The 23,663-nt window shown below is 69.8% G+C and carries 22 protein-coding genes; 12 read left to right on the top strand and 10 right to left on the bottom strand.

Features of this window, described 5'->3' with window-relative positions:
* Positions 1 to 68: 68 nt before the first annotated feature.
* From A8M77_RS08195 to A8M77_RS08165, 7 genes are all read right to left on the bottom strand, one after another.
* Positions 69 to 284, bottom strand: coding sequence for a TOBE domain-containing protein (locus tag A8M77_RS08195; protein WP_007829250.1), 216 nt, complete (start codon positions 282 to 284; stop codon positions 69 to 71).
* Positions 285 to 327: 43 nt separating this feature from the next.
* A complete protein-coding gene (locus tag A8M77_RS08190; protein ID WP_086921061.1) occupies positions 328 to 1,164 on the bottom strand; it encodes an ATP-binding cassette domain-containing protein in 837 nt (278 codons plus the stop codon).
* Between the two features lie 14 nt (positions 1,165 to 1,178).
* Positions 1,179 to 2,012: an aliphatic sulfonate ABC transporter permease SsuC gene (gene ssuC, locus A8M77_RS08185; protein ID WP_086921060.1), complete on the bottom strand. Its 834-nt coding sequence runs from the start codon at positions 2,010 to 2,012 to the stop codon at positions 1,179 to 1,181.
* Between the two features lie 28 nt (positions 2,013 to 2,040).
* Complete coding sequence (ssuD, locus tag A8M77_RS08180; RefSeq protein WP_086921059.1) at positions 2,041 to 3,210, bottom strand: FMNH2-dependent alkanesulfonate monooxygenase; 1,170 nt, start codon at positions 3,208 to 3,210, stop codon at positions 2,041 to 2,043.
* A 13-nt stretch (positions 3,211 to 3,223) separates the two neighbouring features.
* Positions 3,224 to 3,700 (bottom strand): hypothetical protein, encoded by a 477-nt coding sequence (locus A8M77_RS08175; RefSeq protein ID WP_086921058.1) that lies wholly within the window; start codon positions 3,698 to 3,700, stop codon positions 3,224 to 3,226.
* Between the two features lie 24 nt (positions 3,701 to 3,724).
* Positions 3,725 to 4,750 carry a sulfonate ABC transporter substrate-binding protein gene (locus A8M77_RS08170; protein ID WP_086921057.1) on the bottom strand — a complete coding sequence of 342 codons (1,026 nt, stop codon included), beginning with the start codon at positions 4,748 to 4,750 and terminating at the stop codon, positions 3,725 to 3,727.
* Between the two features lie 174 nt (positions 4,751 to 4,924).
* Entirely contained in the window at positions 4,925 to 5,947 is a 1,023-nt protein-coding gene (locus A8M77_RS08165; RefSeq protein WP_086921197.1) for a sulfate ABC transporter substrate-binding protein, read from the bottom strand.
* A gap of 135 nt (positions 5,948 to 6,082) precedes the next feature.
* Between A8M77_RS08165 and A8M77_RS08160 the strand changes: the two genes are divergently transcribed.
* From A8M77_RS08160 to A8M77_RS08145, 4 genes are all read left to right on the top strand, one after another.
* The gene (locus tag A8M77_RS08160; protein ID WP_076997871.1) at positions 6,083 to 6,355 is read left to right on the top strand and encodes an oxidative damage protection protein; all 273 of its coding nucleotides are present in this window, start codon (positions 6,083 to 6,085) and stop codon (positions 6,353 to 6,355) included.
* An 18-nt stretch (positions 6,356 to 6,373) separates the two neighbouring features.
* A complete protein-coding gene (gene mnmC, locus A8M77_RS08155) occupies positions 6,374 to 8,251 on the top strand; it encodes an FAD-dependent 5-carboxymethylaminomethyl-2-thiouridine(34) oxidoreductase MnmC (protein ID WP_086921056.1) in 1,878 nt (625 codons plus the stop codon).
* A gap of 45 nt (positions 8,252 to 8,296) precedes the next feature.
* Positions 8,297 to 9,196, top strand: a complete 900-nt coding sequence (locus A8M77_RS08150) for a transglutaminase family protein (RefSeq protein WP_086921055.1) — start codon at positions 8,297 to 8,299, stop codon at positions 9,194 to 9,196.
* Positions 9,197 to 9,262: 66 nt separating this feature from the next.
* Entirely contained in the window at positions 9,263 to 10,090 is an 828-nt protein-coding gene (locus tag A8M77_RS08145; RefSeq protein WP_086921196.1) for an aldo/keto reductase, read from the top strand.
* A gap of 119 nt (positions 10,091 to 10,209) precedes the next feature.
* Here the strand turns inward: A8M77_RS08145 and A8M77_RS08140 are convergent, their stop codons facing one another.
* Both A8M77_RS08140 and A8M77_RS08135 read right to left on the bottom strand, forming a co-directional pair.
* Positions 10,210 to 11,094 carry an alpha/beta fold hydrolase gene (locus tag A8M77_RS08140; RefSeq protein WP_238136751.1) on the bottom strand — a complete coding sequence of 295 codons (885 nt, stop codon included), beginning with the start codon at positions 11,092 to 11,094 and terminating at the stop codon, positions 10,210 to 10,212.
* Positions 11,095 to 11,113: 19 nt separating this feature from the next.
* Positions 11,114 to 11,947: a DODA-type extradiol aromatic ring-opening family dioxygenase gene (locus A8M77_RS08135; RefSeq protein WP_192871566.1), complete on the bottom strand. Its 834-nt coding sequence runs from the start codon at positions 11,945 to 11,947 to the stop codon at positions 11,114 to 11,116.
* A 119-nt stretch (positions 11,948 to 12,066) separates the two neighbouring features.
* On the opposite strand from A8M77_RS08135, the gene A8M77_RS08130 reads away from it, so the two are divergent.
* The 7 genes from A8M77_RS08130 to A8M77_RS08100 all read left to right on the top strand — a co-directional run bounded on the left by A8M77_RS08130 (position 12,067) and on the right by A8M77_RS08100 (position 20,735).
* A complete protein-coding gene (locus tag A8M77_RS08130; RefSeq protein WP_086921053.1) occupies positions 12,067 to 13,941 on the top strand; it encodes an ABC transporter ATP-binding protein in 1,875 nt (624 codons plus the stop codon).
* A 291-nt stretch (positions 13,942 to 14,232) separates the two neighbouring features.
* Positions 14,233 to 15,612, top strand: coding sequence for a DUF2868 domain-containing protein (locus tag A8M77_RS08125; protein ID WP_238136750.1), 1,380 nt, complete (start codon positions 14,233 to 14,235; stop codon positions 15,610 to 15,612).
* The gene (locus A8M77_RS08120) at positions 15,609 to 17,048 is read left to right on the top strand and encodes a GTPase/DUF3482 domain-containing protein (protein WP_192871564.1); all 1,440 of its coding nucleotides are present in this window, start codon (positions 15,609 to 15,611) and stop codon (positions 17,046 to 17,048) included. Before A8M77_RS08125 ends, A8M77_RS08120 begins: the two co-directional genes overlap by 4 nt.
* A gap of 7 nt (positions 17,049 to 17,055) precedes the next feature.
* Entirely contained in the window at positions 17,056 to 17,808 is a 753-nt protein-coding gene (locus A8M77_RS08115; RefSeq protein ID WP_086921051.1) for a glutamine amidotransferase, read from the top strand.
* Between the two features lie 87 nt (positions 17,809 to 17,895).
* A complete protein-coding gene (locus tag A8M77_RS08110) occupies positions 17,896 to 18,540 on the top strand; it encodes a CDP-alcohol phosphatidyltransferase family protein (RefSeq protein ID WP_086921050.1) in 645 nt (214 codons plus the stop codon).
* Positions 18,541 to 18,571: 31 nt separating this feature from the next.
* Positions 18,572 to 20,134 carry a phospholipase D family protein gene (locus A8M77_RS08105; protein WP_086921049.1) on the top strand — a complete coding sequence of 521 codons (1,563 nt, stop codon included), beginning with the start codon at positions 18,572 to 18,574 and terminating at the stop codon, positions 20,132 to 20,134.
* A gap of 73 nt (positions 20,135 to 20,207) precedes the next feature.
* A complete protein-coding gene (locus tag A8M77_RS08100; RefSeq protein WP_143694562.1) occupies positions 20,208 to 20,735 on the top strand; it encodes a LuxR family transcriptional regulator in 528 nt (175 codons plus the stop codon).
* Positions 20,736 to 20,751: 16 nt separating this feature from the next.
* Here A8M77_RS08100 and A8M77_RS08095 read toward each other — a convergent pair whose 3' ends face one another.
* Positions 20,752 to 21,768: a Bug family tripartite tricarboxylate transporter substrate binding protein gene (locus A8M77_RS08095; RefSeq protein ID WP_086921193.1), complete on the bottom strand. Its 1,017-nt coding sequence runs from the start codon at positions 21,766 to 21,768 to the stop codon at positions 20,752 to 20,754.
* Between the two features lie 124 nt (positions 21,769 to 21,892).
* On the opposite strand from A8M77_RS08095, the gene A8M77_RS08090 reads away from it, so the two are divergent.
* A partial coding sequence (locus tag A8M77_RS08090) for an AAA family ATPase (RefSeq protein ID WP_337590012.1) occupies positions 21,893 to 23,663 on the top strand: 1,771 nt, incomplete at its 3' end.

Below are 23,663 nucleotides of genomic sequence, written 5' to 3'. Positions count from 1 at the left end.
GGTTCTCTCCTTCTGGGCGCCCATTGTCACGTCAACAGGCGCCCGGCGTGGCCGGAGGGATTAGGCCCTCAGAGCTTGGCGATCGACACCTCGGTGGACTTGACCAGTGCCACGACGTCGGAGCCCACCTTCAGCTGCAGCTCGTCGACCGAGCGCGTGGTGATGACCGAGGTCACGATGCCCCAGGCGGTCTCGACGTCGACCTCGGAGACGACGTCGCCGCGGATGATCTCGCGGACCTTGCCCTTGAACTGGTTGCGGACGTTGATGGCTTGGATGGACATGCAAGACTCCTTCGGGTTGGGATGGGTGACAGACAAAAGGGGATCAGACGGCCCAGCGCAGCTCGTGCGCCGGTCGGGCCAGCCAGGACGGATCGTCGATGGGCTCGGCGTCGCCGGCGGGCTTCTGCAGCACGCGGTCGAGGATGCGCTTCTCGATCGCGGCGAAGGCCGGGTCACCCTGCGAACGCGGCCGCGCCAGCGTGATGCGCTCGTCCAGTGCAATGCGGCCGTCCTCGATCAGGATCACGCGGTCGGCCAAGGCCACCGCCTCCTGCACGTCGTGCGTGACCAGGAGTGCCGTGAAGCGATGGCGCTGCCAGAGGTTCTCGATCAGCCGGTGCATCTCGATGCGCGTCAGCGCATCCAGCGCGCCCAGCGGTTCGTCGAGCAGCAGCAGGCGCGGGTGGTGCACCAGGGCCCGCGCCAGCGAGACGCGCTGGCGCTGCCCGCCGGACAGGCGCGCAGGCCATTCGTTCCTGCGATCGGCCAGGCCCACCTGGGCCAGCACCTCCTCGCCGCGCGGACGGGCTTCCGCCGGCAGGCCCAGCGTGACGTTGTCGAGCACGCGGCGCCAGGGCAGCAGGCGCGCCTCCTGGAACATGATCCGCGTGTCGTCGTGCAGCCCGGCGACGGGCTTGCCGTCGGTGTAGAGGGCGCCCGCCGAAGCCTCCTCGAGCCCGGCGATCAGGCGCAGCAGCGTGCTCTTGCCGCAGCCGCTGCGGCCCACGATGGCGATGAACTGGCCGGGCTCGATCGTCAGCTGTGTGTTGCGCAGCACCTCGCGCGCGCCGTAGCGCTTGTGAAGGCCGCGCGCCTCCAGCTTCACGCCCTGGGGGATGTGCGTGTCGGCGACGGGCCGGGAATCGAGAATCGTGCTCATGGTTTCTCCCCGGCTCAGCCGGCCGATTGGTAGCCGGGATGCCAGCGCAGCCACCAGCGTTCGAGCGCGCGGGCGAACACGTCGGCCAGCTTGCCCAGCAGCGCGTACAGCAGGATGCCCACCAGCACGATGTCGGTCTGCAGGAACTCGCGCGCGTTCATCGTGAGGTAGCCGATGCCGGCCTGTGCCGAGATGGTCTCGGCCACGATCAGGATCACCCACATCAGGCCCAGCGAGAAGCGCAGGCCCACCAGGATGGAGGACAGCGCGCCGGGCAGGATCACCTCCCTGTAGAGCTGCCAGCGCGACAGCCCGTAGGTGCGGCCCATCTCGATGAGCTGCGGGTCCACGTTGCGGATGCCGTGGAAGGTATTGAGATAGATCGGGAAGAACACCGACACCGAGATCAGGAACAGCTTGGCCGACTCGTCGATGCCGAACCAGAGGATCACCAGCGGGATCAGCGCCAGCGCCGGGATGTTGCGCACCATCTGGATGGTGGAATCGAGCAGGGTCTCGAAGAAGCGCACCGAGCCCGTCAGCAGGCCCAGCACCAGGCCGAGCCCGCCGCCGATGCCCAGGCCCAGCAGCGCACGGCCCGCGCTCACCTTCACGTGGGTCCACAGTTCGCCGGAAGCGGTGAGCGTCCAGGCGGCCTTGACCACGTCGATGGGTGCCGGCAGCACGCGGGTGGACAGCCAGCCCAGCGAGGAGGCGATCTGCCAGACCACGATCAGGCCCACGGGCACGAGCCAGGGAACCAGCCGCCGGGCGACGTTCAGGCCGAAGGCCCGGACCGGGCCGAGAGAAGGCGCCTCGGCCGGCAAGGATTGCACTTGTTCGGTCATCGGGAGTTCCTTTGCATCGATCGGCGCATCAGCTCTGGGAAAGAAGGCGCGAAGGCGCATCGAGATTGGCGACCACCTCGCCGAAGGGCCCGGTGAGCGAGCCGCCCGGCAGCGTCGCGTGCTGCTTGCGCGGCAGCAGCGGGAACACCAGCTCGGCGAAGCGGTAAGCCTCCTCCAGGTGCGGGTAGCCGGAGAGGATGAAGTTGTCCAGTCCGAGCGCCGCGTATTCCTCGATGCGCGCCGCGACCGTCTTCGGATCGCCCACCAGCGCCGTGCCTGCGCCGCCGCGCACCAGGCCCACGCCGGCCCAGAGGTTGGGCGCGATCTCCAGGTCCGCCCGGCTGCGCTTGGCGCCACGGCCATGCAGCGCGGCCATGCGGCGCTGGCCTTCCGAATCCATGCGCGCGAAGGCCGCCTGGGCGCGGACCACGGTCTCGTCGTCCAGACGGCTGATCAGGTCTTCCGCGGCCTTCCACGCCGCGTCCTCGGTCTCGCGCACGATCACGTGCAGGCGGATGCCGAAGCTCACCGTGCGGCCTTTCCGTGCAGCACGCTCGCGCACGTCGGCCACTTTCTTCGCCACGTCGGCGGGCGGCTCGCCCCAGGTCAGATACGTGTCGACCTGCTCGGCCGCGAGCTCATGCGCCGCCGCGGAAGAGCCGCCGAACCACACCGGAGGATACGGCTTCTGCGTCGGCGGATAGAGCAGCCTGGCGCCCTTCACGCTCAGGTGCTTCCCTTCGAAATCGAAGGCCTCCCCTTCATGGCTGCGCGCGATGATCTCGCGCCAGATGCGGATGAACTCGGCCGACTGCTCGTAGCGCGCGGCATGGTCGAGGTACACGCCGTCGCCCTCGAGCTCGGCCTGGTCGCCGCCGGTCACGAGGTTCACCAGCACGCGCCCGCCGGAGAGACGGTCGAAGGTCGCCGCCATGCGCGCGGCCAGGCTGGGCTGGTGCAGGCCGGGCCGCACCGCGACCAGGAAGCGCAGGCGGCGCGTCACGCCGATCAGGCTCGAGGCCACGACCCACGGGTCCTCGCAGGAGCGGCCGGTGGGGATCAGAACGCCTTCGTAGCCGAGCTGGTCGGCCGCGCCGGCGACCTGTTGCAGGTAGGCCAGGTCGACCGGGCGCGCGCCCTCGCTGCTGCCGAGGTAGCGGCTGTCGCCGTGGGTGGGAAGAAACCAGAAGACTTGCATGGTGTGATTCGCCTCAGGCAATGCCGGGTGCCGCGGCTTCGAGCACCTTGATCTGTTTCGGAATCAGGCCCAGCGAGAAGAAGGTGTCGGCGATCTTCTGCTGCTCCGCCAGGATGGCCCGCGTGACCGGCCCGGTGCCGAAGCGTGTGCGACCGATCGAGATGTCGACCACCGGCTTGGGCAGGCCCCACAACTGGGCCAGCTCGCCGGCGAGCGCGTCCCTGTGCGCGGCGCCGATCGAGCCGACGTTGAGCGCCTCGAGCTGCACCGGCCCGGCCGTGAACTCGGTCCATTTGAGCGAGACGTTCAGGGGCGCCAGGCGCTTCTCCAGCGTGCCGCGGCCCTTGAGCAGGCTCAGGTAGCCCTTCTGGTGGCCGATGCGCAGCTGGCGCGCCGGCGCCTGGGCGAAGGCGGTGAGCGATGGCAGCGCGATCGCCGCCGCGGCGCCGCGGACCAGGGCGCGGCGCGTCGATGAATGCAGGGTCGGCATGGGGGTGTCCTCGATGGGCGCCGTTCAGGGCTGCGCGAGCACGACGGCTTCCTGGACCTTGATGGCCTTCGGAATGAGCTTGAGCTGGAAGAAGGTGTCGGCGATCTTCTGCTGATCGGCCGCGACCGCCGGGGTGATCGGCTTCACGTTGAACTCGTAGCGGCGCAGGCTCTGCTCCACCACGTCCACCGGCAGGCCCTGCAGGGGCGCGATCAGCTCGGCCGCGTCGTGCAGGTTCTTCTTGAGCCAGATGCCGCGCTCGACCGAGTCGTCGAACAGCGCCTGCACCACCTTCGGGTTCTTCGCGACGAAGCCGCGCTCGCCCAGGTAGAACTGGTAGTTGTTGACGGCCGTGCCGCGTCCGTCAGCCAGCACGCGCGCACCGGTCGCTTTCTCGGTGGCCGCCTGGAACGGATCCCAGATCACCCACGCGTCGACGTTTCCGCTCTCGAAGGCGGCGCGGCCATCGGCCGGCGCGAGATAGATCGGCTGGACGTCAGCGAACTGGAGACCATGCTTCTCCAGTTGCTTGACCAGCAGGTAGTGCACGTTGCTGCCCTTGTTGAGCGCCACCTTCTTGCCTTTGAGTTCGGCCACCGAGCGGATCGGTGAATCCTTGCGCACCAGGATCGCCTCGGCGGCCGGCGCTGCCGGGTCATGGCCGATGTAGACGAACTTCGCGCCGGCGGCCTGCGCGAAGATGGGCGGGGCCTCGCCGACGTAGCCCACGTCGACCGCGCCCACGTTCAGTCCTTCGAGCAGCTGCGGCCCGGCCGGGAACTCGACCCATTTCACGCCGAAGCCCAGGGGTGCGAGCCGCTTCTCCAGCGTGCCCTGCGCCTTCTGCAGCACGAAGAGGCTGGCCGACTTCTGGTAGCCGATGCGCAGCTCGCTGCGGCCCTGCGCATGGGCGGAAGTCGCGCCGAGAAAGCCGGCGATGAGCGCGATGGCGCCGATCACGGCGACGCTGATCGCGAGGTCGCGCAGCGCACGCCACCAGGGGCGCCGCGGCGCGTCGAACGGGTTGTCTTCGGTATGGACAGGATGCATGGCGATCGCTTTCGGGCGCAAGTCGTCCCGCGCCGCAGGGCTGCGGCGAAAGACAAGGGAAAAGGGGGATGGGGAGAAGACGGCCGGCCGCGAGGCCCGGCCTTCAGACGCTACATCGCACGCGCGACAACGGCGCCGGCTCGAAGCCGTTGGTGGGTGCAGCCTGGGGCGAGCTCACTTCGGGGAGTAGATCTGGTCGAAGGAGCCGCCGTCCGCGAAGTGCGCCTTGTCCGCCTTGGCCCAGCCGCCGAAAGCCTGGTCGATGGTGAACAGCGTGAGCTTGGGGAACTGCTTCTCGTACTTCGCCTTCGCCTTGTCGGAGGTCGGGCGGTAGTAGTTGCGGCCGGCGATGTCCTGGCCCTCGTCGGAGTACAGGTACTTCAGGTATTCCTCGGCCACGGCGCGCGTGCCCTTCTTGTCCACCACCTTGTCGACCACCGTCACGGTGGGCTCGGCCAGGATGCTGACGGAGGGCACGACGATCTCGAACTTCTCGGGGCCGAATTCCTTCAGCGCGAGGAAGGCCTCGTTCTCCCAGGCCAGCAGCACGTCGCCCACGCCGCGCTGCACGAAGGTGATGGTGGAGCCGCGCGCACCCGTGTCGAGCACCGGTACGTTCTTGTAGAGCTTGGCCACGAAGTCCTTGGCCTGGGCGTCGCCGCCGTACTTGCGCTTGCCGAATTCCCAGGCGGCCAGGTAATTCCAGCGCGCGCCACCGGAGGTCTTGGGGTTGGGCGTGATCACCTGCACGCCGGGCTTGGCCAGGTCGTCCCAGTCCTTGAGCTGCTTGGGATTGCCCTTCTTCACCAGGAACACGATGGTCGAGGTGTAGGGCGCCGAGTTGTGCGGCAGGCGCTTCTGCCAATCCACCTTGACCAGGTTGCCGTGGGAGACCAGCGCATCGGTGTCGCCGGCCAGCGCCAGCGTGGCCACGTCGGCCTCGATGCCGTCGATGATGGAGCGTGCCTGCTTGCCCGAGCCGCCGTGCGACTGCTTGATCGTCACTTCCTGGCCGGTCTTGCCCTTCCAGTAGGCAGCGAAGGCCTTGTTGTAGTCGACGTAGAGCTCGCGGGTCGGGTCATAGGACACGTTGAGCAGCGTCACGCCCTGGGCGAACGACGGCAGGGCCGTCATGGCGATACCGGCCGCGGCGGCGGCACCCAGGGAAAGCTTGATAAAGTCGCGACGGTAGCTCATGGTCTTGTGCTTCAAGAAGGCATAACAGTGAAGCTTCGAATTCTGAATAGCGCATAAGGAAAGGGGAACGACCGAGTTCTCAGTTCCAAATAGCTAAATCAACTAAGCAACCCCCACCCCGCAGAGGCAATCCAAATGGCACGCATGGTCCAGTGCATCAAGCTCGGCAAAGAGGCCGAGGGGCTCGATTTCCCGCCCTACCCCGGCGAACTCGGCAAACGCATCTGGGAAAACGTCAGCAAGGAGGCCTGGGCGGCCTGGCTCAAGCAGCAGACCATGCTGGTCAACGAGAACCGGCTGAACCTGGCCGATGCGCGCGCCCGCCAGTACCTGGCCCGCCAGATGGAAAAGCATTTCTTCGGCGAAGGCGCCGACGTCGCGCAAGGTTACGTTCCGCCCGCGAACTGATTTGCGCCTGCTCGTCCCATGGCCGAGCCGGTCGACTGGCATGCCGACGGCGTGCCGCACAGCGCGCGCTTCGGCGACATCTATCACTCCCAGAGCGGTGCCGTGGCCCAGGCCCGGCATGTCTTCCTCGCGGGCTGCGGCCTGCCCGAGGCCTGGGCCGGCCAGCCGCAATGGCGGATTCTCGAAACAGGGTTCGGGCTGGGCCTTTCCTTTCTGACAGCCTGGCAGGCCTGGCGGGCCGATCCGCAGCGGCCGCGGCTGCTGCATTTCGTATCGATCGAGGCCTACCCGGTCGCGCGCGACGACCTGCTGCGCGCCGCTGCCGCGCACCCTGAACTCGCGCCCCTGGCCGGGGAACTGGCCGCGCAGTGGTGGGGCCTGCTCCCAGGCATCCATCGCCTGGTGCTCGACGGCGGCCGGGTGCTGCTGACCCTCTGCATCGGCGACGTTCAGGCCATGCTGCGCGCCTTGCACCGCTTCGACGCGGACAGCCTCTTCCTGGACGGCTTCAGCCCTGAGCGCAATCCGCAGATGTGGTCGGCCGAGACGCTCAAGACCGTCGCGCGTTTCGCGCGGCGCGGCACGCGGCTGTCGACCTGGAGCGTGGCCCGGCCGGTGCGCGACGCGCTCGCCGCCTGCGGCTTCCAGCTGCGCAAGGCGCCCGGCCTGCCGCCCAAGCGCGATTGCCTGCAGGGCGTGTTCGACCCGGCGTGGCCGCTTCGGCAGGCCGGGGCGGCGCCGGGCGCCGCGCCGGCACCCGGCCGCTGCGCGGTGGTCGGCGCCGGCCTGGCCGGTGCCGCCGTCGCGGCCAGCCTGGCGCGGCGTGGCTGGGACGTGCGGGTGCTGGAGGCCGGCCCGCATCCCGCGGCCGGCGCCTCGGGACTGCCGGCCGGCGTGCTCGCGCCGCACGTCTCGCCCGATGACGCCCTGCTCTCGCGCCTGACCCGCGCGGGCGGGCGGGCCACCTGGGAGCAGGCGCGCGCCCTGCTCGCCGAAAGCCGTGACTGGCAGGCCGGCGGCGTGCTCGAGCGCCGCAACGGCGACCGCACCCGCCTGCCCGAGGGATGGCATGAAGAGGGGCCGAACGAATCCTGGCATGCGTCACCGGTCCAGCTGCGCGAGGCCGGCCTGCCGCCGGAGGCCCATGGGATCTGGCACGCGCGCGCCGGCTGGGTGCGGCCCGCGCGGTTGATAGAAGCCTGGCTGGACCAGCCCGGCATCCAGTTGCGCACGCACTGCCGCGTGGCGCGGATCGATGCCGCCGGCGCCTTCTGGGTGCTGCGCGATGCCGATGGCGCGGTCCTGGCCGAGGCCGATCGGGTCGTGATCGCGGCCGGCCACCAAAGCCGCGAGCTCGCACCGATGGCACCGCTGCAAGGGGTGCGCGGGCAACTCGCCTGGGGCCGCATGGACGCGGGCATGGCACTTCCCCGCATGCCCATCAACGGCGACGGCCACCTGATCGCCCATGTGCCCGACGATGGCGGGCCGCTCTGGCTCACCGGCGCCACCTTCGATCGCGAGCGCGACCAGCCGGTGCTGCTGGCCGAGGACGTTGTTGCGAACCGTGATCGCCTCGAGCGCCTGCATCCCGCTGCCGCCCAGGCGCTCGACGCACTGTTCGAGCGCGGCGATGCGCAGGCCTGGGCCGGCGTGCGCTGCGCCTCCGCGGATCGCCGCCCGCTGGTCGGCCCGCGCGACCCGGAAGCGCCGCAGGGCCCCTGGCTCTGCACCGCGATGGGCTCCCGCGGGCTCAGCTTCGCCGCCATGTGCGCCGAGCTGCTGGCCGCGCGATGGCATGGCGAGCCCTGGCCCCTGTCGGCCGCGCTGGCGCGGGCGCTCGACACGCAGCGCGTCCATGGCTTGCGCACGCATCCGGTGCCCTCCGGCACCTGAGCGCGGCGTCCTCCAGACGTCATCCCGAAGCGGGACAATCCGCCCATGCCCATCCGCTACGACATCACCCACACGACGGTCTATCGCTACAAGGTGCCGGTGCGCTTCGGCCTGCACCGCGTGATGTTCAGGCCGCGCGACAGCCACGACCTGCGCGTGCTCGCGACCGATCTGCAGATCAGCCCCGAGGCCCATGTGCGGATGATCCAGGACCCCTACTCCAACTCCATCGCGCTGGTGCAGCCCGTGGGCGAGGCGACCGAACTGCGCATCATCTGCTCCTTCACCATCGAGCACGTCGCCGAACCGCCCGACCTGCTCACCCTCGAGCCCGCGGCCGAATTCCTGCCTTTCGCCTATTCGGTACAGGACCGCCTGGACCTCGAGCACTACCTGCGCCCGTACCACGACGACCCGGAAGGCACGCTGATCCGCTGGGCCCACCAGTTTCTCCATACCGATCAGCCCAACGGCACGCTGGACGTGCTCACGCGCATGAACGCGCACATCGGCCAGAGCCTGCGCTATGCCGCGCGCGACGAGGAAGGCACCCAGACCCCGCTGGAAACGCTGGAGCTGGGCAGCGGCAGCTGCCGCGACTATGCGCTGCTGATGATGGAAGCCTCGCGCCGCCTCGGCGTGGCGACGCGCTTCGTCTCGGGCTACCTGTACGACGCAGCGCTGGACGCCGGCGACGGCGCGACGGGCGAGGCGGTGGTCGGAGCGGGCAGCACGCATGCCTGGCTGCATGCCTACCTGCCCGGCGCTGGCTGGGTCGCCTTCGATCCGACCAACAACCTGACCATGGGCAGCGGCCGGCTGATCCGGGTCGGCGTGGCGCGCGACCCGTCGCTGGTCGCGCCCATCAGCGGCAGCTGGTTCGGAGAGGCCGAAGCCTACGAGGGGCTGGAAGCGACGGTGGTGGTGCGCCGCGTTACGTCTTGAAGCCAGAGGAGAAGCGCCCGGGTCCACCCCTCCCCGTTCCGTTTATGGGATAAATTGCGCGTGGACCTGCCAATCCCCACCCGCCCCATTCCCTCCACCGGCGAAACCCTGCCCTTGATCGGCTGCGGTACCTGGCTCGGCTTCGACGCCAGTCCCGGCACCCCCGAGCGCCGGCGCCTGCCCGGCGTGCTCGATGCACTGTTCGCCGCCGGCGGCCGGCTGATCGACAGCTCCCCGATGTACGGCCGCGCCGAGGCCGTGGTCGGCGAGCTGCTGGCCGCGGGCGAGCAGCGCAAGCAGGCCTTCCTCGCCACCAAGGTCTGGACCTCCGGCCGCGAGGCCGGCATCGCGCAGATGGAACAGTCGTCCCAGCGCCTGCGCACGTCCTGCATCGACCTGATGCAGGTGCACAACCTGGTCGACTGGCGCACCCACCTGCCCACCCTGCGCGATTGGAAGGCGCAGGGCCGCGTGCGCTACATCGGCATCACGCACTACACCGCCTCGGCCTATGCCGAGGTGGAGGCGGTGCTCGCGGCCGAGCCGCTGGACTTCCTGCAGATCAACTATTCGATCAACGCGCGCCAGGCCGAGGAGCGCCTGCTGCCGCTGGCCGCCGAACGCGGGCTGGCGGTGATCGTCAACATGCCCCTGGGCGGTGGCGGACTGCTGCGCCGGCTGTCCCGCCTGCCCGTGCCCGCCTGGGCCGGGGACATCGGCTGTACCAGCTGGCCGCAGCTGCTGCTGAAGTTCGTGCTGAGCCATCCGGCCGTGACCTGCACCATCCCCGGCACCAGCCGGCCGGAACACATGGCGGACAACATGGCGGCTGCCGCCGGCGGCTTTCCGGATGCCGCGTTCTGGGCGCAGCACATACGCACCATCGATCTTTGAGTTCGGAGCCGCCCAGCCAGCGAACACCGCGGAACCGGCTTTGCCGGGCCGCTGGTGTTGCCCCCGGAGAGGGGGTTGGCGGACCACACGAAGCGGGGAGCCTGGGGGAGAACGTATTCCTAGGCGAAGAAGCGCAGCAGGAGCGCGTTCACCTCCACCGCCCGCTCGTACTGCACCCAGTGGCCGGCGCCGTCGATCACGGCGCCCTCCCGCTGCCCCCGCCCGGCGGCCAGCTGCGCCACCAGCGGCCGCGCATCGGCCGTCACGTCATGCTCGCCCCACAGCAGCAGCACCGGGCCGGCGAAGGCATCGAGCGCGGCCTGCAGCCCGCCCGCCATCGAGATCTCCTTGCTGCGGAAGCGCGTGCCGTGGCAGGACAGGTCGTGGATCGTGAAGGCCAGCGCATCGATGGCGGCCGGCTCGTGCAGCATCAGCGCGCGCAGGTTGTGCAGCAGCGCCGAGCGCTCCTCCAGCCGGTCCCGCGCCTCGCGCCAGTTGATCATCTGCACGCTCATGCGGCGCTTGGTGCCGTGGCCCGCGCTGCCCAGCAGGGCCAGCCGCCGCACGTGGCCGCGCCGTAGCGCGAACTTCGAAGCGACCAGTCCGCCGAAGGAAAAGCCCGCCAGGTCGATCGGGGTCTGCGCACCGACCAGGCCGGCCAGCGATCCGACGAGCGCATCGAGCGCCGGCTCCAGCAGCGATTGGCCGGCGGCTGCCGGCATCGGCTCGTCGGAGTCGTGGAAACCCGGCATGTCGGGCAGCCACAGCGTGCGCGCGGCGCTCAGCGCCTCGATGTTGCGCAGCCAGTGCATCCAGCTGCCGTGGCCGCCGTGCAGCAGCACCAGCGGCGGCCGCTGGTCACTGGCCTGGCCGAAGCGCCGCCAGCGCACGCGCCGGCCGTCGTGCACGGCGTCGTGATGGGTGGACAGCGCGTCGAGGCGCGCGATCAGCCGCTGCGCATTCGCATCGGCCGCGGGGTCGAAAAGAGAGGATGCGTCGGTCACCGGCCCATTGTGCAGCGCATCAGGCATCGCCGGCAGCCGCGCCGAAGCGGTAGCTGGACACCGAGACGCCGCCCCTGAACGCGTCTTCGTGGTAGACGCGCACGCCCCTTTCCTCCCCGGCCGCGCCGATGGCGACCATCAGCGGGATCAGGTGTTCCTCGCGCGGATGCGCGATGCGCGCGGCGGGGGCCTGCGACCACGCCAGCAGGCGCTCGACACGCTGTGCCGATGGCGCATCGACTGTGTCGCCCAACCAGTCGTCGAAGGCCTTGGACACGTCGCGCGCCTGCGGTCCGAAATGGCGCAGGTTGTGGTAGCTCAGGCCGCTGCCGACGATCAGCACGTTCTCGTCGCGCAGCGGCGCCAGCGCGCGGCCGAGCGCGACATGCTCGGCGGGATCCAGTCCCTGGCGCAGCGACAGCTGGACCGTCGGCACCTCGGCCTTCGGGTACATCACGGCCATCGGCGAAAACATGCCGTGGTCGAAACCGCGCTCGGCATCGAAGGCGGCCGGCAGGCCCGCCGTCTCGATCAGGCCCTGCACGCGGCGCGCGAGCGCAGGCGAGCCGGGTGCGTCGTAGCGCACGTGGTAGGTGTGCTCGGGAAAGCCGCCGTAGTCGTAGATCATGGGCGGCTTGGGGTTGCCCATCACGGTGAAGGCCGGCGCTTCCCAGTGCGCCGAGACCATGAGGATGGCGTCGGGCGTGCGGCCGATCTGGCGCGGCATGTCGGCCAGCGCGGCCGCGAGCCCGGCATAGGCCTGGCCCATCTCCTCCTGCATCCACGGCCAGGGGCCGCCGCCGTGGGAGATGAAATAAGTGGGCAGTGTTCTTGGCGCGTTCGGCGTGTTCATGAGCGGCAGTCTAGGGATTTTTGGCCAGGCGCGCCCTGCACGGGACACACGCTCAAACCCTTCCGAGGCATAAGCATATGCACCACAGCTACAGTGACGCCCTTGCCGGAGACCCCTCCTTGTTCAGTTACTTCGAAAAACTACTCCACCCCTATCCCTCCGCCGAACCCACCCTGCCGCCGCAAGGCTTCTTCGCCTTTCTCTGGGCCTGCACCGAGGGCCTGCGCGGCAAGATCCTCACGATGGCGCTGTTCACCGCCGTCATGGCGGCCTTCGAGGCGCTGCTGTTCGCCATGCTCGGGCGTGTGGTCGACTGGCTCGGCCACCAGGCGCCGGCCCGGCTGTGGGAAGAGCGCGGCACCACGCTGACGTGGCTGGGCATCGCCCTGGCCGCCAGCATCGCCGTGGTGGCGCTGCAGACCATCGTCAAGCACCAGACGCTGGCGGTGAACCTGCCGATGCGCCTGCGCTGGAATTTCCACCGCCTGATGCTGGGCCAGAGCATGGCCTTCTACCAGGACGAGTTCGCCGGCCGCATCACTGCCAAGGTGATGCAGACCGCGCTGGCCGTGCGCGAGACCGTCTTCGTGCTGGCCGACGTGCTGGTGGCCATGGGCGTCTACGTCGCCACCATGATCGTGCTGGCCGCGGTGCTCGACCGCCAGCTGATGCTGCCCTTCGTGGTCTGGCTGCTGCTCTACATCGGCACCCTGTTCTTCTTCGTGCCGCGCCTGGGCAAAGTCGGCAAGGCGCAGGCCGACGCGCGTGCGCTGATGACCGGCCGCGTTACCGACGCCTACACCAACATCGCCACCGTCAAGCTGTTCTCCCATGCCCACCGCGAGGCCGGTTTCGCCCGCGCGGCGATGCAGGACTTCATGGCCACCGGCTATGGCCAGATGCGCCTGGTGAGCGCCTTCGAAATCACCAACCACACGCTGAGCATGGGCCTGACCGCCGGCATGGCAGGCATGGGCCTGTGGCTGTGGTCGCAGGGCGCGGTGGGCGTGGGTGCCGTCGCGGCTGCGACCGCCATGGCGCTGCGGCTGCAGGGCATGTCGCACTGGATCATGTGGGAGATGACCAGCCTCTTCGAGAACATCGGCACCGTGCAGGACGGCATGAAGACCCTCTCGCGCCCGCGCACCGTGCTCGACGCGCCGCACGCCGGCCCACTTACCGTGCCCCGCGGCGAGGTGCGCTTCGAGCATGCGAGCTTCCGCTATGCCGACGGCGGCCGGCGCGTGATCGACGACCTCACGCTGACCGTTGCGCCCGGCGAGAAGATCGGCCTGGTCGGCCGCTCGGGCGCGGGCAAGTCCACGCTGGTCAACCTGCTGCTGCGCTTCCATGACCTGGAGAGCGGCCGCATCCTGGTCGACGGGCAGGACATCGCCAAGGTCACACAGGATTCGCTGCGCGCCCACATCGGCATGGTCACGCAGGACACCTCCCTGCTGCACCGCTCGGTGGCCGACAACATTGCCTACGGCAAGCCCGAGGCCAGCGCCGAGCAGATCCGCGCGGCCGCCGAGCGCGCCGAGGCCCACGACTTCGTCGAATCGCTCGGCGACCCGAACGGCCGCCGCGGGTACGAGGCCCACGTGGGCGAGCGCGGCGTCAAGCTCTCGGGCGGCCAGCGCCAGCGCATCGCCATCGCGCGCGTGATGCTCAAGGACGCGCCGATCCTGCTGCTGGACGAGGCCACCAGTGCGCTCGACTCGGAAGTCGAGGCCGCGATCCAGGCCAGCCTCTACCGGCTGATGGAAGGCAAGACCGTGATCGCGATCGCGCACCGGCTCTCCACCATCGCCGCCATGGACCGGCTGGTGGTGCTGGACCAGGGCCGCGTCGTCGAGCAGGGCGACCACCGCACGCTGCTGGCCCGCGGCGGGCTCTATGCGCGCCTGTGGGCGCACCAGAGCGGCGGCTTCCTGGGCGAGGACGATGGCGGCGAGCTGGAGGAGGAAAGCACGGCCTCCCATGCCGCCTGACTTGCCCCGGCTCGCCCGGGCGTCCTACAGCCCCCGGCGCCCGGCGACTACAACCCGGGACCGCCGGGCCGGCACACTGGAGGCCTGGACATCGCAGAGGAGCTTGCACCGTGAATTCCATCATCTACATCGTCGGTCTGGTTGTGGTCGTCGTGGCCGTGCTCTCGTTCTTCGGCCTGCGCTGACCACACCACCCGTCCGGATCGCGGGGCCCTCAGTGGCCCCGCTTTTTCATGGGACGGCGCCACGGGCCTGCCGGGCATAATTTCGCGCTCCCGTTGAAGGAAGCCGTTGAATTCCGGAGCGCCCCATTTCTCATTCCAAGATGCGGTGATCGCCGAGGCGGTACAGCAGGTCGAGGAGACCGGCCCGCTCGACGACGCACAGGCGATGCGCGAAGCGATAGCGCTTCGAAGCGACGGCGCCGGCCGCATCCTCGAGCGCGCCCGCCGGCTCGGGCAGCGCATCGGATTGCAGGATGAATGGGCCCGCGCCCGCGCCGCCTCTCCCTGGATCCTGCTGGCCCTGGTGGCCCTGATCGTCCTGCTCGGCCTGGGCCTGGCCGGCAACGTGGCGGGCGAGAGCCGCAGCATCAACGTGGTGGTCGCGCTGACCGGCCTGCTGGGCCTGCATCTGCTGACCCTGCTGCTGTGGCTGCTCGGCGTGGTGCTGCCGCTGGGCTCGCTCAACCTCTCCCTCGGCTGGCTGTGGCTGGCGCTGACGGCGCGTGTCGCCGGCGGGCGGCACGGGCAGGCCCCTCTTCTGCTGGGTGCGGCCACGCAGCTGCTGGCGCGCGCCCGGCTGCTGCCCTGGGTGCTCGGCTTCGCCAGCCATGCGATCTGGTCGCTGTCCTTCGCGGTGGTGCTGGCCGCCCTCCTCTTCGCGCTGGCCTTCCGCAGCTACACGCTGAGCTGGGAAACCACCATCCTCGATCCCGCCTTCTTCGTGCGCCTGGTCGAGTTGCTCGGCCGCGTGCCGGCCTGGCTGGGTTTTCCGGTGCCGGACGCGCAGACCGTGCTCGCGCCACGCGTCGCCTCGGCCGGCCAGCGCGACTGGGCCTTGTGGCTCACCGGCTGCATCGTGGCCTATGGCCTGCTGCCTCGGCTGTTCTTCGCGCTGCTCTGCGCGCTGGTCTGGAAGGTGCGCCGTCAGGCGCTGGGCCCCGAGCTCTCGCAGCCCTACCACCGCCGCCTGCTTGCGCGCTTCGAGGCCCTGGCGCCGCGGCAGATCGTCGATGCCGACCCGGGCAGCCCCCGGCACGGTGCACCGGCCGGCCCGGCTGCCGGCGAGACCCGAGACATGCTGCTGGCCATCGGCTTCGAGCTCCCCGAAGAACTGCCCTGGCCGCCGGCGGCGCTTGACGCGGCCGGCGCCCGGACGCTGCGCGTCGACGGCAGCGCCGGTGCACGGCGCGAGGCGCTGGATCTGCTGGCGCAGCTTCGCCCGCGCCGGCTGCTGGTGGGCTGCAACGCTGCCACGAGCCCGGACCGCGGCACGGAACGCTTTCTCCGCGAGCTGGCCTCGCTCAGCAGCGAATGCCGGTTGTGGCTGCTCGGCAGCGGCGCATCGCAGGAGGCCCGCGACCGCTGGCATGCCTGGCTGGCCGAGACCGGCCTCGACCGCTTCGAGGCCAGCGACGAGGCCGCAAACGCACTGCGCGGATGGGCATGAACGACGCCACCCCCATCCGCATCGCGGTCGTCGGCCACACCAACGCCGGCAAGACCTCGCTGCTGCGCACGCTGACGCGCCGGATCGACTTCGGCGAGGTGTCGCATCAACCCGGCACCACGCGCCACGTCGAAGCCATCGAGCTGCAGGTGGACGACCGCGCCGCCGTGCGCTTCCTCGACACGCCCGGCCTGGAAGACGCCGTCGCGCTGCGCGAGCACATCGACGCGGCCGTCGACGCGCGCGGCGAGCTCACCCCGCCGGAGCGCATCCGCCGCTTCCTCGCCGGCCCCGAGGCGCACGGCGTGTTCGAGCAGGAGGCCAAGGTGCTGCGCGCCCTGCTCGAGGTGGATGCCGCCTTTCTGGTCATCGACGCGCGCGAGCCGGTGCTGCCCAAGTTCCGCGCCGAGATCGAGCTGCTCGGTGCCTGCGCCCGCCCGCTGCTGCCGGTGCTGAACTTCCTGGGCGAGGCCGGCGGCCGCGAGGGGGCCTGGAAAGAGCTGCTCTCCGCCTACGGCCTGCACGTGGTGGTGCGATTCGACGCCGCCGCGCCCTTCGTCGGCGCCGAGCGTGAGCTCTACCGCGATCTCTCCACGCTGCTGCGCGAGCGCCGTGCGCAGTTGGACCGCATCGCCGCCTTCCTCGACGAGGAGTCCGCGCGCCGCCGCCAGGCCGCGGGCGAGCGCATCGCAGAACTGCTGGTCGATGCGGCGGCCACGCGCCGCACCGCGTCGGCCGTGGAGTTCGAGATCGAGAGCAGCCGCACGCGCCTGGTCGCCGCGCTGCAGAAATCCGTGTTCGACAAGGCCCAGCGCTGCGCCTCCGACCTGCTGGCGCTCTACGGCTTCCGCGAGAACGATGCCGACGAGGCGCCGCTGCCGCTGGTGGAGGGCCGCTGGACCATGGACTTCTTCCACCCCGAGGCGTTGAAGGACGCCGGTGTGCTGCTGGGCAAGGGCGTGGCCGTGGGCGCCGCCGTCGGCGTGGTGGCCGACCTCGCGCTGGCCGGGCTCTCCCTGGGCGCCGGCGCAGCCCTGGGGGGCGCCATCGGTGGCGCGCTGTCGCAGGGCTTCGGGCCGCTGGGCCGCAAGCTCGCCAACCGGCTGCGCGACCTGCGCGAGCTCACCGTCGAGGACAGCGTGCTGCTGGTCCTCGCTGCCTGGCAGCTGAAGCTGCTGCGCGCCCTCGAACTGCGCGGCCACGCGGCGGTCGAGCGCATCGCCGCCGGCGGCGCGGCGCAGGACCTGGACGCCGCACGGCGCCCGCTGGCCGAGCTGGTGCGCGCCGCCCAGCCGGCGCGCAGCCATCCGGATTGGGAAACCGGGGCTCGCGAGGCCCGCGCGCGCTGGCGCGAGGCACCGCAGCGCCGCGCGCTCGTGCTGCGCGTGGCGCAACGGGTGCCGGCGGCCATCGAGGCTTTCCGGCCTGCGGCATGATCGGGCCATGGAAGATTCAAGCCCCCGTCCGCTCGCCATCATCAAGGCCGGCGAGACCTTCAACGCGCTGCGCGAGACGCGCGGCGATTTCGAGCACTGGGTGAGCGAGGGGCTGGGCCCCATCGGCCTGCCCATCGTGGTGCTCGACCCGCGCCGCGGCGACACCCTGCCGCCGCCGCAACAGATTTCCGGCGCCATCGTGACCGGCTCGCATGCCATGGTCTCGCACCGCGAGGCCTGGAGCGAGGCCACCGGCGCCTGGCTCGCGCAACTGGTCGCGCACGGCACGCCGCTGCTGGGCATCTGTTTCGGCCACCAACTGCTCGCGCACGCGCTCGGCGGCGAGGCCGGCGACCATCCCGGCGGACCGGAGATCGGCACCGTCGGTGTCGAGTTGACAGCCGAGGCGGTGGACGATCCGCTGCTGAAGGCCCTGCCAGCGCATTTCCAGGCGCAGGTGGTGCACTGGCAGAGTGCGCTGCGGCTGCCCCCGGGCGCGGTGCGCCTGGCGGGCAACGCCTTCGAGCCGCACCAGGCCTTTCGCGTGGGCCCGCGCGCCTGGGGCCTGCAGTTCCACCCCGAGTTCGACGACGAGGTGATGCGCGACTACATCGACCGCACGGCCGGGGAGCTGCGCACTCGCGGCCTCGATCCGGCCGCGCTGCGCGGTCGCGTGGCGGCCACCACCGCGGCGGCGAGCCTGCTGCGGCGCTTCGCCGAGATCGCAGAGCTCCACGAGGCCGCCGCAGTGCCGGCCTGAAGCAACGGGCGGCATCGGTCTGCGACTACACGGCCGGTGCCGTGGGTGCGCTAAGGTGCACCACATCCCATCCACTGAAGAACGACCATGCCCACCCCTGCCCCGGTCGCTGCGCTGGCCCGCAAGCATTTCTCGATGATCCGCGGCTTCCACCTGGCCGACATGTTCACCCTGGGCAATGCGGCCTGCGGCGTCGGCGTCGTGTTCCTCTCGATGGCCTTCATCGCCAGCCAGTCGCTCGCGCACTTCCTCTGGGCCGCGGCACTCGCGCCGGCCGCCTTCGTGTTCGACGTGTTCGACGGCCGCATCGCGCGCTGGCGGCAGACCCAATCGGCGCTCGGGCGCGAGCTCGACTCGCTGGCCGACGTGATTTCCTTCGGCGTGGCCCCCGCCGCGCTCGGCTTCGCGGCTGGGCTCGACGGCGGCTGGGACTGCGTGATCCTGGTCTACTTCGTCTGCTGCGGCGTGAGCCGGCTGGCGCGCTTCAACGTCACGGCCGAGTCGCTCTCGGCCGGCGGCGACAAGGTCAAGTACTTCGAAGGCACGCCGATCCCCACCAGCGTCGTGCTCGTCGCCGTGCTGGCCTGGGCCGCCTGGCAGGGCCGCATCGGCAATGCGGTCTGGGGCGGTGAATGGATGCTCGGGCCCTGGGTCCTGCATCCGCTGACCTTGCTGTTCGCGCTTTCAGGCACGCTGATGATCAGCAAGACCCTGCGCATCCCGAAACTCTGAGAAGGCTCGCGCTCGGGTACGCTCCCGGGCCATGCCATCACTGCTCCGGTTGCGCGTTCTTCTCGCCCTTGCGCTGGGCCTGTGGCTCTCGGGCTGCGCGGTGCTGCCCGCGGTTGTCGAGCGCCCCCCCTCCTTCGCCTTCACCAGCACGGACGACACGCAGCTCGGCCGCGAGCTGGCGCCCGAACTGGCAGCCCATCCGGGCCGCTCCGGCATCCTGCCGCTGATCGAGGCCGAGGAAGCATTCGCCGCGCGGGTCGCGCTGGCGCAGGCGGCCGAGCGCAGCCTCGACCTGCAGTACTACATCTGGCGCGACGACACCACCGGCCAACTGCTGTTCGAAGCCGCCTGGAACGCCGCCGAGCGCGACGTGCGGGTGCGCATCCTGGTCGACGACAACAACACTGCCGGCCTGGACGGCGCGCTGGCGGTGCTCGACGCGCACCCACGCATCGAAGTTCGGCTGTTCAACCCCTTCGCCAACCGCGGCTTCCGCATGGGGGACTTCGCGTTCGACTTCTCGCGCGTCAACCGCCGCATGCACAACAAGTCCTTCACCGCGGACAACCAGGTCACCATCGTCGGCGGCCGCAACGTAGGCGACGAGTACTACGGCGCGAACTCGCAGCTGGGCTTCCAGGATCTGGACGTGGCCGCGGTCGGGCCGGTGGTGCGCGAGGTCTCGCGCGAGTTCGACGTGTACTGGAACAGCGAGGCCGCCTACCCCGTCGCCAGCCTGTTGCCCCGCCCGCCACCAGGCGCCGCGGCCGCGCTGCAGGCACAGTGGGCCCAGCTGAAGCAACTGCCCGAAACGCAGCGCTACCTGGAAGCCGTGCGCCAGACTCCGCTGATCCGCGAGGTCAATGAGCACCGGGTGCGCTTCGAATGGGCCGACGCGCGCATCGTCAGCGACCAGCCCTCGAAGGCGAAGCCGGCTTCCGACGGGGAGACGCGCCTCATGTTCCCGCTCCTGAGGGAGGCCATGGGCGACCCGCGCCGCGAACTCGACCTGGTGTCCCCCTACTTCGTGCCCGGCCAGGACGGGACGCGCGACCTGGCAGCGCTGGCCCGCGGCGGTGTGAAAGTGCGGGTGCTGACCAATTCGCTGGCCGCCACCGATGTGAGCGCGGTCCACGCCGGCTACGCGCGCTACCGGAAGGAACTGCTCGAGGCCGGCGCGGTGCTCTACGAGCTCAAGCCCGGCGCCGCGCCGCCGCCGCGGCCGGCGGAGGAGCGGCACAGAAATCCGGGCGGCAGTTCCGCCGCGAGCCTGCATGCCAAGACCTTCGCGGTGGACCGCGACCGCATCTTCGTCGGCTCGCTCAACCTCGACCCGCGCTCGGTGCGGCTGAACACCGAGATGGGCGTGGTGATCGACAGCCCCGTGCTGGCACGGCGCCTGGCCGAGGAGATCGACAAGGTGGTGCCGACCCAGGCCTACGAGGTGCGCCTGACCCCCGCGGGCGGGCGCATGGAATGGATCGAGCGCGACACACAGGGCGAGACGCGCTTCGCCACCGAGCCCGGCGCCGGCGTGTTGCGGCGCCTGTGGGTCGACTTCCTGTCGTTGCTGCCGATCGAGTGGCTGCTGTAGCCAGCTTGAGAACCTTTGAATTAACCCTTGGCTAAAGTGCGAGCGCCTTCGGGCGGCCAAGCCTAGATTGGGGTTGTTCCGTGTTCCGCAAACCGTACTGGTCGAGAACCGTCCTGGCGCGGGCGGCACCATCGGCAACGCTTTCGTCGTCAAGGCGCCGGCTGACGGGTATACCGTGCTCATCGGCATCACGTCATTGATACTGCAGCCGTCGCTCATGGACAAGCTGCCCTACGATCCGTTGAAGGACCTGGCGCCCGTCACGATGATCGCGCGCAGTCTGAACATGCTGGCCGTGCCACTGGACTCGCCTGCTGGAGATCTGAAGAGCTTCGTCGCGATGGTGAGAGCCAACCCCGGCAAGTACAGCATCGGCAACTACGGCATCGGCACCTATTCGCATATCCAGGGCGCGCTCTTCAATATGCAGACCGGCGTCGCGCCTGGTCCTGCTGGTGGCGCCGGCAACAAGCTGATCGCACGGGCCCTGGACCTGAGCCCACACACCGTCAAGCGCCGCGTCGCACGCATCCTCGATCGGCTCGACCTGGCCTCGCGCATGCAGGCGGCCGGTTGGTACCGCACGTACGCGACCCACTGAGGCCGCTATCAGGCCCTTAGTCCACGCTCGCGCCCGAAGCCTTCACTACCTTCGCCCACTTGACCTGTTCGCTGTCGATCAGCTTGGCGAACTCGGCCGGCGTGCCGCCGCCCGGGACGGCGCCCTGGGCCATCATCTTCTCCCTGATGGCCGTGGTGCCCAGCGCCTTGGCGACCTCCTGCTGGATGCGCTTGACGATCTCCGGCGGCGTGCCGGCGGGCGCCAGCAGGCCGAACCAAGAATTCGCCTCGTAGCCCTTGAGCGCCGGGCCGCCGGCCTCCCCGACCGTCGGCACGTCGGACAGAGCCGGCGATCGCTGCGCGCTGGTCACGGCCAGCGCCTTGAGCTTGCCGGCCCTGATCTGCTGTATCGATGAGGGCAGGTTGTCGAACATCAGGTCGGCATTGCCGCCCACCACGTCCATCAGCGCAGGCGCCGCTCCGCGATACGGGATGTGCGTCATGAAGCTGCCCGTCATGGTCTTGAACAGCTCGCCAGTCAGGTGGTGCGAGGTCCCGCTGCCCCCCGAGGCCATGTTGAGCTTGCCGGGGTGGGCCTTGGCGTACTTCACCAAGTCCGCCACGCTGTCGATGTCGAGCGCCTTCGCCTTCTCGGCATTCATGACCACCACATTCGGCACCACGGCCACCAGCGTGATCGGCGTGAAGTCCTTGATCGGATCGTAGGACAGCTTGCGGTAGAGCGAGCGGTTGATGCTGTTCGTGCCCAGGGTGCCCATCAGCAGCGTGTAGCCATCGTTGGGCGATCTGGCGACGATTTCCGTGCCTACGTTGCCGGCGGCGCCGGTGTGGTTGTCGACGATGAACGGCCTGCCGAAGGCCTTGGACAATTCCGGCACCAGCGTGCGCGCAAGAACGTCGGTGGTGCCGCCAGCCGGGAAGGGAACGACGATGCGCACAGGCTTGTTCGGCCAGGTGCCCTGCGAGCCGGCGGGACTTGCGGGCAACAGCAGCGAGCCGGCAGCAGCCACGACCAGGGCCGTGCGGCGAGAGACAAAGGAAGGAAATCTCATGCTCGCGTGCGGGTACTCTGGTGCCGGCGCGATCAAGTGACTGCTGCCGCCCACGGCGCCATCATCCAACCTTTCGTTTGCATCACTATAGTCCGGAGTCAGTAGACCTCGTCCTATTTCGAGCATGCAAACCGGCACCCTCACCAGAGCCAAGATCCAGACGCCCCGCTTCCGCCGGGGGCTGATCGAACGCGGCGAGCTCGAACGGCAACTGGGCAACGCACTGGCGAGCCGGCGCCTGGTCCTTCTCGTGGCGCCCGCTGGCTACGGCAAGACGGCTGCGCTGTCGCGCCAGTTGCAGCAACTTCCGCCAGCCTGCGCCATCGCGTGGCTGACCGCGGACGAAGAGGACGATCTTCAACGGCTCCTCTTCCACCTGATCGAAGCGCTGGAACCCCTGGATCCGCCGTGGCGCCTGGCGCCCGAGGCCCTGTTCGAACTGGGGGCCCACGGGAGGCTGCGCGAGGCGGCGTCCGCATTGGCCGCTACGCTCGAAGCCACCGACGCGCCGGCCGGCGGCGTGATCGTGCTGGATGACCTGCACACGGTTGCGGATGCCCGCATGTTCGAGTTCCTGGGGCACCTGATCGAGGGCTTGCCGCAGCGCTGGACCCTTGTCATCGCAACACGCGTGGAGCCGCCACTGGCTCTGGGGCGCTGGCGTGCCCGGCGCGAAGTGGCCGAGTTCGACGAGACGATCCTGGGCTTTTCCAGAAAGGAAGTGCAGGACCTGTGGCGCCACGCCACCGGCCGGGACGACCCCGAGCAGGCACAGCACCTGTTCGACCGGACCCAGGGCTGGGCCGCCGGCCTTTGCCTGAGCCTCGAAGCATCGAAGCGATCGGCCGTGGCCGCGCCGAAAGATGCCTGGCAAAGCCGCCGTCACCTGTTCGAATACCTGGCCAGCGAAGTCTTCGAAGATTTGCCGAACGAACTGCAGGAGTTTCTCCTGCGCTGCTCCCTGCTGCCCGAGCTCACGGTGGCTCGCTGCGAACAGATCAGCGGCAATCCGCGCGCGGCCCAGTTGATGGAGCACATCGAGCGTCGCCGGCTGTTCACCTCGGTGCTGGAAAGCGAGGAACTGACGCTGCGCCTGCACGATCTCTTTCGCGACTTCCTGGAGCAGCGCCTGCGCCAAGCCCAGCAGGACCTGGCCGATGCGACACCGGACATGCTGGCCTGCGACGAAGGCGCCCAGGTGATCCGCATGATCGAGCAGTTTCCTGCCGACCTCCAGGCCCGATCGCCCTGGCTGGCCTATGCCCGCGGCCTGTGCGCCTGGCCGCACTACCAATACAGTGCGATTCGCTCCACCATGGCGCCTGCCGCAGCCAGCTTCGACGCCATCGGGCGACACGACGAGGCGCAGCGCGCCCGGGCGATGCAGGCGCTGACCATGTGCTTCTGTGATCAGTGGGAAGAGGCCCGGCGTTTGAGCCAGGCAGTTCGAGCCCGGCCCATGGATCTCGAAACCGAGACGATCAGCGAACTGCTCGACTTCTGGTACGAGGGCTACCACGGCCCGGTCGACGGACCCGGCAAGCACCTTGCCAAGGTCGTCGATCTGCTCATGCAGGGAGGTAATGCCGAACTGTGGTTCCGCTGCATGCCCCACGTCAACATGTTCATCAGCCGCCCCGGGGTGAGCACACAGATTCAGCGCCTGGTCGACGGCGCCAGGGCCACCCTGAGCGAGGGTCACTGGTCCCTGCAAGCCAATGCGAACCTGATGGAGGCCTGGTTGCTCCTCTGGCAGGGCAGGCTCGCCGATCTGGAGACCCTGTTTCAGAGGATCGAAGATGATGCCCGCTGGCTGGGCCAGCCCGCCGGCTTGCGCATTCGCCAGTTGTCAACGAAGGTCCTGTATCACGTGATCTGTGATGACAGGGACGCCG

Source organism: Variovorax sp. JS1663 (assembly GCF_002157355.1).
GTDB lineage: Bacteria > Pseudomonadota > Gammaproteobacteria > Burkholderiales > Burkholderiaceae_C > Variovorax.
The sequence above is the reverse complement of the archived record's forward strand: the minus strand, read 5'-3'. Positions and strand labels throughout refer to the sequence as shown.

What these genes read in the sequence shown, in the direction of transcription:
- ssuC (WP_086921060.1), bottom strand. Translation starts at nt 2,012, where the DNA reads ATGACCGAACAAGTGCAATCCTTGCCGGCCGAGGCGCCTTCTCTCGGC.
- A8M77_RS08150 (WP_086921055.1), top strand. Translation starts at nt 8,297, where the DNA reads ATGCCCATCCGCTACGACATCACCCACACGACGGTCTATCGCTACAAG.
- A8M77_RS08135 (WP_192871566.1), bottom strand. Translation starts at nt 11,947, where the DNA reads ATGAACACGCCGAACGCGCCAAGAACACTGCCCACTTATTTCATCTCC.
- A8M77_RS08190 (WP_086921061.1), bottom strand. Translation starts at nt 1,164, where the DNA reads ATGAGCACGATTCTCGATTCCCGGCCCGTCGCCGACACGCACATCCCC.
- A8M77_RS08110 (WP_086921050.1), top strand. Translation starts at nt 17,896, where the DNA reads ATGCCCACCCCTGCCCCGGTCGCTGCGCTGGCCCGCAAGCATTTCTCG.
- A8M77_RS08195 (WP_007829250.1), bottom strand. Translation starts at nt 284, where the DNA reads ATGTCCATCCAAGCCATCAACGTCCGCAACCAGTTCAAGGGCAAGGTC.
- A8M77_RS08095 (WP_086921193.1), bottom strand. Translation starts at nt 21,768, where the DNA reads ATGAGATTTCCTTCCTTTGTCTCTCGCCGCACGGCCCTGGTCGTGGCT.
- A8M77_RS08175 (WP_086921058.1), bottom strand. Translation starts at nt 3,700, where the DNA reads ATGCCGACCCTGCATTCATCGACGCGCCGCGCCCTGGTCCGCGGCGCC.
- A8M77_RS08165 (WP_086921197.1), bottom strand. Translation starts at nt 5,947, where the DNA reads ATGAGCTACCGTCGCGACTTTATCAAGCTTTCCCTGGGTGCCGCCGCC.
- A8M77_RS08170 (WP_086921057.1), bottom strand. Translation starts at nt 4,750, where the DNA reads ATGCATCCTGTCCATACCGAAGACAACCCGTTCGACGCGCCGCGGCGC.
- A8M77_RS08105 (WP_086921049.1), top strand. Translation starts at nt 18,572, where the DNA reads ATGCCATCACTGCTCCGGTTGCGCGTTCTTCTCGCCCTTGCGCTGGGC.
- A8M77_RS08160 (WP_076997871.1), top strand. Translation starts at nt 6,083, where the DNA reads ATGGCACGCATGGTCCAGTGCATCAAGCTCGGCAAAGAGGCCGAGGGG.
- A8M77_RS08120 (WP_192871564.1), top strand. Translation starts at nt 15,609, where the DNA reads ATGAACGACGCCACCCCCATCCGCATCGCGGTCGTCGGCCACACCAAC.
- A8M77_RS08115 (WP_086921051.1), top strand. Translation starts at nt 17,056, where the DNA reads ATGGAAGATTCAAGCCCCCGTCCGCTCGCCATCATCAAGGCCGGCGAG.
- mnmC (WP_086921056.1), top strand. Translation starts at nt 6,374, where the DNA reads ATGGCCGAGCCGGTCGACTGGCATGCCGACGGCGTGCCGCACAGCGCG.
- ssuD (WP_086921059.1), bottom strand. Translation starts at nt 3,210, where the DNA reads ATGCAAGTCTTCTGGTTTCTTCCCACCCACGGCGACAGCCGCTACCTC.